Source organism: Duganella dendranthematis (genome assembly GCF_012849375.1).
In the GTDB taxonomy this organism is placed as follows: domain Bacteria; phylum Pseudomonadota; class Gammaproteobacteria; order Burkholderiales; family Burkholderiaceae_D; genus Rugamonas; species Rugamonas dendranthematis.
This window is the reverse complement of the sequence record NZ_CP051684.1, coordinates 1,427,864-1,440,827: the sequence shown is the minus strand read 5'-3', so window position 1 is coordinate 1,440,827 and position 12,964 is coordinate 1,427,864. Positions and strand designations below refer to the sequence as shown.

At 62.5% G+C, this 12,964-nt stretch carries 12 protein-coding genes; 11 read left to right on the top strand and 1 reads right to left on the bottom strand.

The window, feature by feature from the left end; translation table 11 throughout:
• The 11 genes from mpl (at position 1) to HH213_RS06640 (ending at position 11,975) form a co-directional block, all read left to right on the top strand.
• Complete coding sequence (gene mpl / locus HH213_RS06690; RefSeq protein ID WP_229263446.1) at positions 1-1,332, top strand: UDP-N-acetylmuramate:L-alanyl-gamma-D-glutamyl-meso-diaminopimelate ligase; 1,332 nt, start codon at positions 1-3, stop codon at positions 1,330-1,332.
• Complete coding sequence (locus tag HH213_RS06685) at positions 1,329-1,907, top strand: YqiA/YcfP family alpha/beta fold hydrolase (protein ID WP_169111614.1); 579 nt, start codon at positions 1,329-1,331, stop codon at positions 1,905-1,907. The genes mpl and HH213_RS06685 overlap by 4 nt, the downstream gene beginning before the upstream one ends.
• Positions 1,904-2,506, top strand: coding sequence for a chorismate--pyruvate lyase family protein (locus HH213_RS06680; protein WP_169111612.1), 603 nt, complete (start codon positions 1,904-1,906; stop codon positions 2,504-2,506). The genes HH213_RS06685 and HH213_RS06680 overlap by 4 nt, the downstream gene beginning before the upstream one ends.
• Positions 2,503-4,548, top strand: a complete 2,046-nt coding sequence (locus HH213_RS06675; RefSeq protein WP_110845173.1) for a ribonuclease catalytic domain-containing protein — start codon at positions 2,503-2,505, stop codon at positions 4,546-4,548. Before HH213_RS06680 ends, HH213_RS06675 begins: the two co-directional genes overlap by 4 nt.
• Complete coding sequence (locus HH213_RS06670; RefSeq protein ID WP_169111610.1) at positions 4,549-5,262, top strand: DUF6445 family protein; 714 nt, start codon at positions 4,549-4,551, stop codon at positions 5,260-5,262.
• 97 nt (positions 5,263-5,359) lie between these two features.
• The gene (locus tag HH213_RS06665) at positions 5,360-6,247 is read left to right on the top strand and encodes a TonB family protein (RefSeq protein WP_110845659.1); all 888 of its coding nucleotides are present in this window, start codon (positions 5,360-5,362) and stop codon (positions 6,245-6,247) included.
• Positions 6,248-6,251: 4 nt separating this feature from the next.
• Complete coding sequence (gene aroE / locus HH213_RS06660; RefSeq protein WP_169111608.1) at positions 6,252-7,070, top strand: shikimate dehydrogenase; 819 nt, start codon at positions 6,252-6,254, stop codon at positions 7,068-7,070.
• Entirely contained in the window at positions 7,067-7,771 is a 705-nt protein-coding gene (gene mtgA / locus HH213_RS06655) for a monofunctional biosynthetic peptidoglycan transglycosylase (RefSeq protein ID WP_169111606.1), read from the top strand. Before aroE ends, mtgA begins: the two co-directional genes overlap by 4 nt.
• A 49-nt stretch (positions 7,772-7,820) precedes the next feature.
• Complete coding sequence (corA, locus tag HH213_RS06650) at positions 7,821-8,786, top strand: magnesium/cobalt transporter CorA (RefSeq protein WP_110845169.1); 966 nt, start codon at positions 7,821-7,823, stop codon at positions 8,784-8,786.
• A 122-nt stretch (positions 8,787-8,908) separates the two neighbouring features.
• On the top strand, positions 8,909-10,639 hold the full coding sequence (locus HH213_RS06645; protein ID WP_110845168.1) for an ABC transporter permease: 1,731 nt from the start codon (positions 8,909-8,911) through the stop codon (positions 10,637-10,639).
• A 10-nt stretch (positions 10,640-10,649) separates the two neighbouring features.
• The gene (locus HH213_RS06640) at positions 10,650-11,975 is read left to right on the top strand and encodes an ABC transporter ATP-binding protein (RefSeq protein WP_169111604.1); all 1,326 of its coding nucleotides are present in this window, start codon (positions 10,650-10,652) and stop codon (positions 11,973-11,975) included.
• Here HH213_RS06640 and HH213_RS06635 read toward each other — a convergent pair.
• On the bottom strand, positions 11,939-12,913 hold the full coding sequence (locus HH213_RS06635) for a DUF4351 domain-containing protein (RefSeq protein ID WP_169111594.1): 975 nt from the start codon (positions 12,911-12,913) through the stop codon (positions 11,939-11,941). The two genes, HH213_RS06640 and HH213_RS06635, sit on opposite strands and share 37 nt — an antisense overlap.
• Positions 12,914-12,964: the final 51 nt, after the last annotated feature.

Sequence of the window (12,964 nt, the reverse complement as noted above, 5' to 3'; positions counted from 1 at the left end):
ATGGGCGGCCTGGCGGTCCTGGCGAAAGAAGCGGGCCACCGCGTTACCGGCTGCGACGCCAACGTCTACCCACCCATGAGCACCCAGCTGGAAGCCCAGGGCATCGAACTGATCACCGGCTACGGCCCGGAACAGATCGCGCTGAAGCCGGACCTGTACGTGATCGGCAACGTCGTCACGCGCGGCAATCCGCTGATCGAGGAAATCATGAATCGCGGCCTGCCGTATGTTTCCGGCCCGCAGTGGATCGGCGACCATATATTAAGAGACAAATGGGTGCTGGCCGTGGCCGGGACGCACGGCAAGACCACCACCACCGCCATGCTGACCTGGATTTTGGAAGACGCCGGCTACGCGCCGGGCTTCCTGGTCGGCGGCGTGCCGAAGAACTTCGGTGTCTCGGCGCGCATGCAAGGCGATAAGGATTCGATCTTCTTCGTCATCGAGGCGGACGAGTACGACACCGCCTTCTTCGATAAGCGCAGCAAGTTCGTGCACTACCACGCCAAGACCGCCATCCTGAACAACCTTGAATACGATCACGCCGATATCTTCCCCGATCTGCACGCGATCGAAACCCAATTCCACCATCTGGTGCGCACCGTGCCGGGCATCGGCCGGGTCATTTTCAACGCCGACGAAGCACCGCTGCAGCGCGTACTCAAGCGCGGCTGCTGGAGCGAGCAGGAAAGCTTCGGCCGCAGCAACGGCGCCGATTGGGCGCTGAACGAATACGATGACGGCACGTTCGAGGTTATTTTCAAAGGCGAAGTGCAGGGCCGGGTCGAGTGGTCGCTGACCGGCAAGCATAACCGCGCCAACGCGCTGGCCGCCATTGCCGCCGCCCGCCATGTCGGCGTGCCGATCGCGCAGGCCGCCAAATCGCTGGCCACGTTCGAGAACGTCAAGCGCCGCATGGAAGTGCGCGGCGTGGTGAATAACATCACCGTCTACGACGACTTTGCCCACCACCCCACCGCCATCGCCACCACCGTCGGCGGCCTGCGCCAGAAGATCGGCAAGGCCGCCCGCATCCTGGCGGTGCTGGAGCCGCGCTCCAACACCATGAAGCTGGGCACGATGAAAGACGCGCTGCCGGGCAGCCTGACCGACGCCGACCTGGTGTTCGGTTTCGGCAGCGAACAGGCGCTGGGCTGGAACCTGGGCCAGGCGCTGGCGCCGATCGGCCAGACCGCCAGTGCTTACGAAGACATCGACGCGCTGGTGGCTGCCGTGGCCAAGGCCGCGCAGCCGGGCGACCAGATCATTGTAATGAGCAACGGCGGCTTCGGCGGTGTGCACGACAAAATCCTGAAAGCGCTGGCGCAATGATTCTGTACCTGCATGGTTTTCGCTCCTCGCCGCAGTCGATGAAGGCGCGCGTGGTGGGCGAGCGCATGGCGGCGCTGGGGCTGGCCGACCAGGTCGTGTCGCCGCAGCTGCCGGCCTCGCCCAAGCTGGCGATGAAACTGGCGCTGTCTTTAATAGAGGGCGTGCCGGCCGAGCAACTGAGCATTATCGGCTCGTCCCTGGGCGGCTACTACGCCACCTGGCTGGCCGAGCGCGTTGGCTGCCGCGCGGTGCTGCTGAACCCGGCTATCGTGCCGCGTGTGAACCTGGACCAGCACGTCGGCGTGACCACCCAATTCCATTCCGACGAGCCGTTTGAATTCAAGCGCGAATACATCGACGAACTGCACGCGCTGGAAGTGCCGAAGATCAGCAAGCCGGAACGCTATTTCCTGATCGCCGCCACCGGCGACGAAGTGCTGGACTACCGCGACATGGTGGCCCACTATCAAGGCGCGCGCCAGCATGTTATTCAAGGCAGCGATCACGCCATCTCCGAATTTCCGCAGTACGTCGATGAAATACTGGCCTTCTGCGGCATTGAGGCGCGGGCTTGAGCGCGCCGCCAAGAAGCGCCTCGCTGCGGCAGGCGCAGTGGCAGCCACACGTGCTGGCCTTGAATGCCCCGTCCGCCTACGTGCCATGGCTGACCGAGGGCGGCTCGCTGACCGCGCGCCTGAAAGCACACAGTCACAATTTCCGCGTACAGTGCTTGCATCAGCGCGTGGCGCGCTGCCTGAGCGACGAGGCGGTGGCGATCGGCATGCATCGGCCCGGCCGAGTGTGGGAGAGGGAAGTACTGCTGAGATGTGATAATACGCCTGCGGTGTTCGGCCACACGGTGGTGCCGATGTCGGCCACGGCCAGCGACTGGCCGCTGTTTAGTACGCTGGGCGAGCGCTCGCTGGGCACCACGCTGTTTGGCGATCCGCTGGTCGAGCGCGGCGTATTGGAATTTGCAAGATTGCGAGAAGGGCATCCTTTGGCGCAGCGCGCACGGACGGCATTGATTGCCAACGGCGTCGCGGCCCCGGATGCCCACATATTATATGCACGGCGCTGTCTGTATCGGCGCCGTCAAGGTACGCTGCTGGTAACGGAAGTTTTCCTGCCGTCGGTGCTGGAACTGATTAAAACGAACGACAATAAACGATGAATGTATTTTTTGAAGAATCCGGCGATTTCAAAGTCGGCAGCGTAATGACCCAGGCCGGCGAGGCGTACCAGGTCGAAATGGCCAGTGGCAAGCGCACCAAGGTCAAGGCCAAGGACGTGCTGCTGCAATTTGAAAAGCCGTCGCCCGCCGACCTGATGGAGCAAGCCAAGGCCATCGCCGCCGACATCGACCTGGAGTTCCTGTGGGAAGTCGCCGGCGAGGAAGAATTCGGCTTTGCCGAGCTGGGCGCCGAATACTTCGGTCACGCGCCGCAGCCGGCCGAAGCTGCCGGGCTGATCCTGAGCCTGCATTCGTCGCCGGTCTACTTCTATAAAAAAGGCCGTGGCCGCTACAAGGCCGCGCCCGAGCAATCGCTGCGCGCCGCGCTGGCCGGCATCGAGAAGAAGAAACAGCAGGCGCTGGTGCAGGCCGCCTATGTCGAAGAGCTGAAAGCCAACACGCTGCCGGAAGCGATGCAGAACATCGTGCTGCAACTGTTGTTCAAGCCGGACAAGAATTCGATCGAATACAAGGCGCTGGACGCCGCCTGCACCGAACTGCACACCACGCCGCAGCGGCTGATGCTGGCGGTGGGCGGCGTGGCCTCGGCCAAGGCGCTGCACATGGCCAAGTTCCTGTTCGAGAACTTCCCGAAAGGCGCCGGCTTCCCGGACGTGCCGGTGCCGGTTGCGCCGGGCAATCTGCCGGTGGCCGACGTGCAGGCGTTCTCCATCGATGACGTCACCACCACCGAGATTGACGACGCCTTCTCGGTGACCAAACTGGCCGACGGCAACGTCAAGATCGGTATCCACATTGCCGCGCCGGGCCTGGGCATCAAGCCGGACGACGCGGTGGACAAGCTGGCCCGTGGCCGCATGTCGACCGTCTACATGCCGGGCGATAAGATCACCATGCTGCCGGACAGCATCGTTGAAGCGTTCACGCTGGCCGAGGGCAAGACCTGCCCGGCGCTGTCGCTGTACGCCACCCTGAATCCGGCCGACTGGTCGGTGCTGGCCACCGAAACCCGCGCCGAGCTGGTGCCGATTGCGAACAATCTGCGCCACAACGACCTGGACGACCTGGTCAACGAAGAAACCTTGGCTAGCGGAGAGGGCGACTATCCGCACAAGGAATCGCTGGGCCTGATCTGGCAGTGGGCGCAAGTGCTGGAAGCGGCGCGCATGGTCAAGCGCGAAGGCTTTGGCCTCAAGCCGGAACAGAACAACCGCGTCGATTACAACTTCTATGTCGAGGACGACGTGGTCAGCGTCACCCGCCGCAAGCGCGGCGCGCCGCTGGACAAGATCGTCGCCGAACTGATGATCTTCGCCAACAGCACCTGGGGCAAGCTGATGCATGACAATGGCGTGCCGGGCATTTACCGCAGCCAGGGCCGTGGCGTCGGCGGCTGGAACGCCAAGATGCAGGTGCGCATGCTGACCCACGCCGCGCCGCACGAAGGCCTGGGCGTGGACCAATATGCGTGGAGCACCTCGCCGCTGCGCCGGTATACCGACCTGGTCAACCAGTGGCAGATCCTGGCCTGCGCCGAGAAGGGCGTGATGGCGCCGCTGGTGGCGCACTTCAAGCACAAGGATGCGGAGCTGTTCGCCATCGTGTCGCAGTTTGACGCGGCGTACGGCGCCTATGCGGATCACCAGGCCAATATGGAGCGCTACTGGTGCTTGCGCTGGCTGGGCCAGGAGAATGCGCGTCAGGTGGAGGCGGTGGTGCTGAAGGACGAAGTGCTGCGCCTGAGCGATATTCCGCTGATCATCCGCCTGCCGGGCATGCCGTCGGTGGCGCGCGGTGCGCAGGTCAAGCTGGATATCCTGCGCTGGGACGAGGTCGACCTGACCATCGAAGCGCGTCTGCTGGAAATTCCGACCGATGTGGCCGCTACCGATGTCGACTTCGAGGACGACGAGGTGGACGACGCGCCGTCCGGCGATGCCGAAGTAGCGGACCAGACCGCTGCCGAGGAAAACACGGCCGAGGTCACTGCGGCGCCGGTCACCGACACGCCGGCGCCATAAATGTTCAATCCGCGCCCGGCGATCCGCGTCGTGCCCTTGCCCGACAAGGAACACCTGGTCATCGTCGACGACTTGCTGCTGGAACCGCACAAGATGGTCGAACTGGCCAGGCAGTCGCGCGCGGACTTTTCCGATGCCGACCATAATTATTTTCCCGGCCCGGAGCTGAACCTGCCGCCGGCGCTGGCGCAGGCTTTCGATCAGTTCATTATCGGCCATGTGCGCAAGCCGCTGGGCGCGCGCCGCACCAGCATGCTGGCCACGCGGCTGGCGCTGGCCACGCTGCAGCCGCCGCAACTGCAGAACCTGCAGCGGGTGTGTCACCGCGACACCGTGCCGCAGCCCGGCATGGAGGGAACCGGCGCCATGGTGCTGTATCTGTTTCACGACATCCGGCTGGGCGGCACTGGCTTCTTCCGACAGACCTGTTCCGACGCCGCCTTTACCGACATGGTGCTGCGTTCGCGCGGCATGGAGCGCGACGCCTTCACCGCGCTGACCGGCGCCGGTCCCGGCTACGCCGTGGCGAGCGACCGCTATTTCGAGAAGGTCTATACGGCGCAGCCGGCATGGAACCGGGCCATCTTCTATCCGGGCACGGTGCTGCACAGCGCCGATATCCATTCTCCCGAGCTGCTGGTGGACGATGTGCAGACCGGCCGGCTGACGGTCAACGCCTTCTTCAACCTGCGCCGCAACGCCGCCGGCGCATGAAAGCCCAGGCCGTTCGGACCGGCTCGCCAAATCGAGTAAAATCAGCGGGTAAAATCAGCGTTCCGCCTTGTTCCGACGTCTATTGAAGCCTGCCCGCGTGAAGTCTTTTAAAGAAAATCGCTTGCTGTACCTCGCCATCGGCCTGTCGCTGGTGGCGCACGCCGTGTTGCTGGCCGTGCGGTTCATCGCGCCGTTGCCGGCGCCGGCATTGGCCGCCGATCCCGGGCTGGAAGTCATCCTCGTCAACGCCAAGCACAACAAGGCGCCGCTGAAGGCCGACGCCGTCGCCCAGGCCGATCTGGAAGGCGGTGGCGCGGCCAACCAGGGCCGCTCCAAGTCGCCGATGCCGGACATGCGCAAGACCGAAATGGGCGACAGCGTCAAAGCCAACAAGCGCCGCATCGCCGAGCTGGAAGAGCGCCAGAAACAGCTGATGACCCAGGTGCGCTCGCCGTCGCCAGTCACCGCGCCGCCGGTCACCGAACAACTCAAGCCGGACCCGACGCCCACCGGCGCCGACCTGCTGGAATCGAGCAAGGCCATCGCCCGCCGCGTGGCGGAAATCAGCGAGACCATCGAGGACCAGAACAAACGGCCGAACCGCACGCAGATCACGCCGAGCACGCGTGGCGTCGGTTACGCGATTTATTACAAGACCATGCAGAAGCGCATCGAGGACATCGGCACGCTGAACTTCCCGAACGTGAACGGGCGCAAACTGTATGGCCAGCTGACGCTGTCGATCCCGGTATTCCAGGACGGCACCATCTATGAGAAAGAGGGCGGCATCAAGGTCGAGCGCAGTTCCGGCAATGCGGCGCTGGACGAGGCGGCCATGCGCATCGTGCGCCGCTCGGCGCCGTTCGGCAAATTTCCGCCCAATATGCTGTCCAGAGACAAGGATGATTTGTGGGTGATCATCACCACCTTCAAATTCACCCGCGAAGAGAAATTACAAGCCGACCTGAGCGGCGGAGGAAGATAAGAACATGGACCGCTACTGCGTCTTCGGCAACCCGATCGCCCACAGTAAATCGCCGGAAATTCACGCCGCCTACGCGGCGCAGACCGGCCACGACATCCAATACGAACGCCGTCTGGCGCCGCTGGACGGCTTTGCCGATGCGGTGCGCGCCTTTATTGCCGAAGGCGGCAAGGGCGCCAACGTGACGGTGCCGTTCAAACTGGAAGCGGTCAAGCTGGCGCAGGCGCTGACCATCCGCGCGCGCGCGGCCGGCGCGGTCAACACGCTGGTGTTCAGCGACGAAGGCATCATCGGCGACAACACCGATGGCGCCGGGCTGGTGGCGGACATTGTCAACAACGCCGGCGTGCGCATCACCGGCAAGCGCGTGCTGCTGCTCGGCGCGGGTGGCGCGGTGCGCGGCGTGGTACTGCCGATCCTGGAGCATCGTCCCGCCAAATTGGTGATCGCCAACCGCACCGTGGCCAAGGCCGAAGAACTGGTCGAACAGTTTGCCGCGCTGGGTGGCGAGGGCGTGGTGTCGGCATGCGGTTTTGCCGATATCGACGGCGCGTACGACATCATCATCAACGGCACGGCGGCCAGCCTGAGCGCGGAAGTGCCGCCCGTGTCGCCGTCGGTCTTTGCGCCGGGATGTTTGGCTTTGGACATGATGTACGGAGCCTCGCCCACTGTATTTTTGCAGTTCGCAGCCCGGCATGGCGCACAGTTGCGCGATGGTCTGGGCATGCTGGTCGAGCAGGCTGCCGAAGCCTTCCACCTGTGGCGCGGCGTGCAGCCGGCCACGGCAGATGTATTGCAGAAGCTGCGTGACCAGCTATGAGTAAATCGTCCGGTAAATGGCGCTGGGTGAAGTGGCTGTTCATCGTCCCGATCCTGCTGTTCGTGGCGGTGCAGCTGTACTTCCTGCTGCAGATCTGGTGGTGGGTTGGCCACAATCCGGGCATGACCAGCTTTATGCGCGAGCAGCAGTCGGCGCTGCGCGAGAAGAATCCCAACGCCAACATCCAGCAGCAGTGGGTGCCGTACAACCGCATCTCCAACAACCTCAAGCGCGCCATCATCGCCTCCGAGGACGCCAACTTCTCCGACCATGACGGCGTCGACTGGGACGCGCTGCAAAAGGCCTACGAGAAGAACAACAAGAAGCACAAGGTGGTTTCGGGCGGCTCGACCATTACCCAGCAGCTGGCCAAGAACCTGTTCCTGTCCGGTTCGCGCAGCTACGTGCGCAAGGGCCAGGAGCTGATCATCACCTTCATGCTGGAAACGCTGATGGACAAGGAGCGCATTTTCGAGATCTACCTGAACGTGGTGGAGTTCGGCAACGGCACCTTTGGCGCCGAGGCGGCGGCGCGGCATTACTACGGCGTCAGCGCGGCCAACCTGAGCGCGCCGCAGGCGGCCAAACTGGCGGTGCTGCTGCCTAATCCGCGCTATTTCGACAAACACCGCGACTCCAATTACCTGGCGCGCCGCACCGGCGTGATTTTGCGCCGCATGGGCTCAGCGGACCTACCTTAAACCAGGCTTTGCGGGTACACTTGCGCTGTTTCCAAAGGCGCGTTTATCCATGATTAATGTTTTCGTTCTCCAGAATGGCCGGCTCAACCAGGTGCCCATCGACAGTCGCGCCGACCTGGAACAGGTCGAGCCGGTCTGGGTGGACCTGACCGACCCGACGGATGACGAACGCGCCTGGGTCCGCACCATCTACGGCGTGATCTTGCCGGGTGAGGACGAGGTCAAGGACATCGAAGCGTCGGCCCGTTATTACGAAGCGGAAAACGGCGACCTGCACCTGCGCACCGACTTCCTGCTGGAAGAAGAGGACGGCCCGTCGCGCATCGTGACGGTGGCGTTTATCCTGGCGCGCAAGATTCTGTTCTCGGTGCATACCGACGATTTGCCAGTGTTCCGCCTGGTGCGCATGCGCGCCCGTTCGCGTCCGGGGTCGATCGCCGACTACATGGACGTGCTGCTGGACCTGTACGCCACCGACGCCGAATATTCGGCCGATGCGCTGGAAGGTATCTACCAGCAGCTGGAAGAGGTTAGCGGCCGCGTGCTGCAGGAAACCTTCACCGACCAGGACGCGGCCGCCGCGCTGAACGCCATCGCCCACGAGGAAGACTTGAACGGCCGCATCCGCCGCAACATGATGGACACGCGACGCGCGGTCAGCTTCCTGATGCGCGGCCGGCTGCTCAATTCCGAGCAGTTTGAAGAAGCGCGCCAGATTTTGCGCGACATCGAATCGCTGGACGGCCACACCTCCTTCCTGTTCGACAAGATCAACTTCCTGATGGACGCCACGGTCGGTTTCATCAACATTAACCAGAACAAGATCATCAAGATCTTCTCGGTGGCCAGCGTGGCCTTCCTGCCGCCGACCCTGATCGCCTCGATCTACGGCATGAACTTCAAATGGCTGCCGGAACTGGAGTGGCAGCTCGGCTACCCGTTCGCCATCGTCCTGATGGTGACCAGCGCGATTGCACCGTTCCTGTACTTCCGCCATCGCGGCTGGTTGAAATAACTTAACTTTCAAGATCGTAATATAGTTGCCGGATTAATCTATTAGAATGGCGGGCGGCGCATTGCGCTCCCTCCTTCCTTTGCTCCTCGCGGCCCCTTCAGCCGCCCAGAGAAAGTAATAATATGAACAAGAAACGGCAATTTTTCCCCCGCCAGGTGGTGGAAGCCGGCGGTAATCGCTGGGACTGGGCGCTGCTGCCTATCGTATTGGCGGTCTTCGTGCTGATGGCTTATGGTAGCCAGCAGATGGCGCGTCCGTATGAACTCGGCCAGGCCTTGCCGATGTCGCTCGACCCGATCAATCTGCCGTACTACGTGCTGCGCACCACGCTGCGCATGTTCATCGCGCTCGGCGCGTCGGTGATTTTCAGCTGCGTGTTTGCCGCGCTGACCACCAAGTACCGCACCGCTGAAAAAATCATGGTGCCGATGCTCGACATCCTGCAATCGATTCCGATTCTGGGCTTCCTGTCGATTACCGTCACGGCCTTCATCGCGCTATTTCCCGGCAACCTGCTGGGCGTGGAATGCGCCGCCGTGTTTGCGATCTTCACGTCGCAGGCGTGGAATATGGCTTTCTCGGCCTACCAGGGCTTTCGCACCGTGCCGGCCGAATTGTCAGAAGCGGCGCAGGTGTTCCAGCTGTCGGGCTGGCAGCGCTTCTGGCGCCTGGAACTGCCGTATGCCATGCCTGGCCTGCTGTGGAATATGATGATGTCGATGTCCGGCGGCTGGTTCTTCGTGGTGGCGTCGGAAGCGATCGTGGTCTCCAACCAGACCATCAAGCTGCCCGGCATGGGTTCCTATATCGCGCTGGCGATCGAGCAAAGTAATCTGGGCGCGATCGGCTGGGCCATCTTCGCCATGCTGATCGCGGTGCTGGCGTATGACCAGCTGTTCTTCCGCCCATTGCTGGCGTGGGCCGACAAATTCCGTTTCGAGGAAACCGGCGGCGATACCGCGCAGTCCTCGTGGCTGCTCACCTGGCTGCGCCGCACCGAACGCACGCAGCAACTGGTGGAATGGTTTGGCCACCAGCTGTCGCGCTCCATCGCCGTGTTCCGCCTGTCGCACGACGGCACCTCGATCCGCGCGCGCAAGGATAAACCGTCGCTGGTGCCGCAGCGCGTGTGGGATGCGGTGATCGCGGCGGTGGTGTTTTACGCGCTATGGAGCCTGGTGCACTTCATTCGCACCGAAGTCGGTTGGGGGGAAGTGGGGCATGTGCTGATGCTGGGCGTGTACACCATGATCCGCGTGGTGGTGCTGCTGGCGCTGGCGGCCATCGTCTGGGTGCCGGTAGGGATCTGGATCGGCATGAATCCGCGTTGGGCATCGCGCACGCAGGCGGTGGCGCAGTTTCTGGCGGCGTTTCCGGCCAACCTGGTGTTCCCGGTGGCGGTAATTATCATCGTGCGCTATCACCTCAATCCAGACATCTGGCTGTCGCCGCTGATGATCCTCGGTACCCAGTGGTACCTGCTATTTAACGTGATCGCCGGCGCGTCGACCATTCCGACCGAATTGCGTCACGCCGCCAAGAACTTCGGTTTGACCGGCTGGCTGAAATGGCGCCGCTACCTGTTGCCGGCCATCTTCCCCAGCTTTGTGACGGGGGCGATTACCGCGTCGGGCGGCTCGTGGAATGCCGCCATCGTCTCGGAGCTGGTGAGCTGGGGTCCGACCACCTTGAAGGCGCACGGCATCGGCAGCTACATCGCCGAGATGACCGCCACCGGCGACTTCCCGCGCATCGCGCTGGGCATCGGCATCATGTGTATTTTCGTGATGGGCTTTAACCACTTCGTGTGGCGCCGTTTGTACACCCTGGCCGAAAGCCGGCTGCATTTCTAGGAACAGAATCATGAGCACTCCTATCGTTGAACTGAAAGCCGTCGGCAAACACTTCCGCGGCGCCGACGGCTCCGCGCGCTCGGTGCTGGAAGGTGTTGAATTTACGCTGCGCGAAGGCGAAATCGTTGCACTGCTGGGCCAATCCGGTTCCGGCAAATCGACCATGCTGCGCATCATGGCGGGCCTGATCCAGGCCGACGAGGGCCAGGTACTGTATCGCGGCATGCCCTTGTACGGCACGGCGCGCGGCATCCGCATGGTGTTCCAGTCGTTTGCACTATTCCCATGGTTGACGGTGCAGAAGAATGTGGAACTGGGCCTGGAAGCGCAGGGCATGCCGCCGGAAGAACGTGCGCGCCGCGCCGAGAAGGTGATCGACCTGATTGGTCTGTCCGGCTTTGAAGGCGCGTTGCCGCGCGAGCTGTCGGGCGGCATGCGCCAGCGGGTCGGCATCGCCCGCGCGCTGGTGATGGAGCCGGAAGTGCTGCTGATGGACGAGGCGTTTTCGGCGCTGGACGTGCTGACCGGCGAGCGCCTGCGCGAAGAGATTCTGGAGTTGTGGCAGTCGGGCCAGATTCCGACCAAGGCGATTCTGGTGGTGTCGCACAATATCGAGGAAGCCGTGATGATGGCCGACCGGGTGCTGATCTTCGCCAGCGATCCGGGACGTATTCGCGCCGAGCTGCCGATCTCCTTGCCGCAGCCACGCAAGGCGGAAAGCGCCGAGGTGCGCCATCTGATCGACAAGGTGTATGAATTGATGACGGCCAGCGCCGGGCGTCGCGGCGGTGGTGGTAGTGGCTTGATCAGCGAGCGGGAAGTCAAGCTGCAACTGGGCGACCGTCTGCCGCAGGCCGGCATCGCGCACATGGAAGGGATACTGGAGTCGCTGGCCGAAGAGCCGTTCCACGGCCGCGCCGATTTGCCGAAGATCGCCGAAGAGACCGAGCTGACTGACGCGGAATTGCTGGAAGTGCTGAATGCCTTGATTCTGCTGGGCTTCACTTACCTGACCAATGGCGACATCCTGATGACAGAGCTGGGCGGACGTTATGTGGCGGCGAACAACACCGAGCGCCAGGAGATATTCGGCAAGCAGTTGCTGGAGCATGTGCCGCTGATCGCCTACATCTGCCACGGCCTGCAACAGGATAAATCGGGCGACCTGCCGGAAGACCTGTTCCTCAAGCTGCTGCGCTTTACGCTGAGCGAAGAAGAAGCCGAACGCGCGCTGCGGGTGGCAATCGAGTGGGGCCGTTACGGCGATCTGTTCGAGTACAACTTCAACACCGGCGTGATTCAGCGTCCGGAAGAAGATGATCCTGCTGCCGACTGAGTCCTGAAGACTTGCGTCAGTGATGTCGCATCCAGCACGGCATCGCTCCAGGCGGTGAGTTGCGCCAGACTGGCTTTCGCAAGTTTCTTCTGGGTTGTTTTCGACACAGGGCCGAAGCGCCGCGTGAGCTGCCGCTCCAATATGGCGGCGGCGCCTTTCTGCATGCCTTCGTCGATAAACATTTCTTCCAGCGGAGTGATCCATTTCATCGGGTCTGTCATTTTGCGCTCCTTTTTCAACTGGGCCGCAGCTTGCCAAAAGTGTTTCTGCTGAGTTTCAGGCAACGCCATCATCCAGTTAATCACTTTGAACAAGATGATTATGCGCGCTTTGCTCCAGCGGTGTTGGTACAGTAGCTTGGTCAGATGCCACTTGGCGGCATACAGCTGATCCGGGTCGTGATGCGCCTGCTGCGTGCGCAGATGGGCCAGCGTCACCAGGGCAAACGGATTTTGCGAGGACTCCAGATCCTCACGGGACGCATAGTCCAGCAGCTTGGCGGTAGCGAAAGAAATCCCCATTTTGGTGCCCAGCAGCTGGTTGTGGAAGGCATTGGGCCGCCAGTCGGGATCGTCATCTGCCAGCAACACCAGGCTGGCAACCGGCTGCTTGTATTGCTGAAAAATCCTGTAGTTGTAATCGAGCACACGCCGGGCCAGCGATGTATCGCGCTGCGTCTGAATCTCAACGTGAACCAGCACCCATTGCACGCGGCCGTCGCGCAGCGATAATTCCACCAGCTTGTCAGCCACCATGGCGTCGGGAGCATCGCCCAACATGATCCCAGCCAGCTCCTTATCGCGGAAGCGCGGGCGTTTTGACCAGTCTATTTGAACGCAGAGCTCGCCAAAAAAGAAAACCATGAAAGCCCGAAAAGCATGGGTGAGGGCAGCTTTCCAAGGCAGGTCGTAGCGGGCGGGAGGCGTGGTGGCGGGCATGCAGCCAGTCTACGACCAAGCTGCTGGTGCCCGCATTGAGGTACTACAAGT

What these genes read in the sequence shown, in the direction of transcription:
- mpl (WP_229263446.1), top strand. Translation starts at nt 1, where the DNA reads ATGGGCGGCCTGGCGGTCCTGGCGAAAGAAGCGGGCCACCGCGTTACC.
- HH213_RS06685 (WP_169111614.1), top strand. Translation starts at nt 1,329, where the DNA reads ATGATTCTGTACCTGCATGGTTTTCGCTCCTCGCCGCAGTCGATGAAG.
- HH213_RS06675 (WP_110845173.1), top strand. Translation starts at nt 2,503, where the DNA reads ATGAATGTATTTTTTGAAGAATCCGGCGATTTCAAAGTCGGCAGCGTA.
- HH213_RS06670 (WP_169111610.1), top strand. Translation starts at nt 4,549, where the DNA reads ATGTTCAATCCGCGCCCGGCGATCCGCGTCGTGCCCTTGCCCGACAAG.
- aroE (WP_169111608.1), top strand. Translation starts at nt 6,252, where the DNA reads ATGGACCGCTACTGCGTCTTCGGCAACCCGATCGCCCACAGTAAATCG.
- mtgA (WP_169111606.1), top strand. Translation starts at nt 7,067, where the DNA reads ATGAGTAAATCGTCCGGTAAATGGCGCTGGGTGAAGTGGCTGTTCATC.
- corA (WP_110845169.1), top strand. Translation starts at nt 7,821, where the DNA reads ATGATTAATGTTTTCGTTCTCCAGAATGGCCGGCTCAACCAGGTGCCC.
- HH213_RS06645 (WP_110845168.1), top strand. Translation starts at nt 8,909, where the DNA reads ATGAACAAGAAACGGCAATTTTTCCCCCGCCAGGTGGTGGAAGCCGGC.
- HH213_RS06640 (WP_169111604.1), top strand. Translation starts at nt 10,650, where the DNA reads ATGAGCACTCCTATCGTTGAACTGAAAGCCGTCGGCAAACACTTCCGC.
- HH213_RS06635 (WP_169111594.1), bottom strand. Translation starts at nt 12,913, where the DNA reads ATGCCCGCCACCACGCCTCCCGCCCGCTACGACCTGCCTTGGAAAGCT.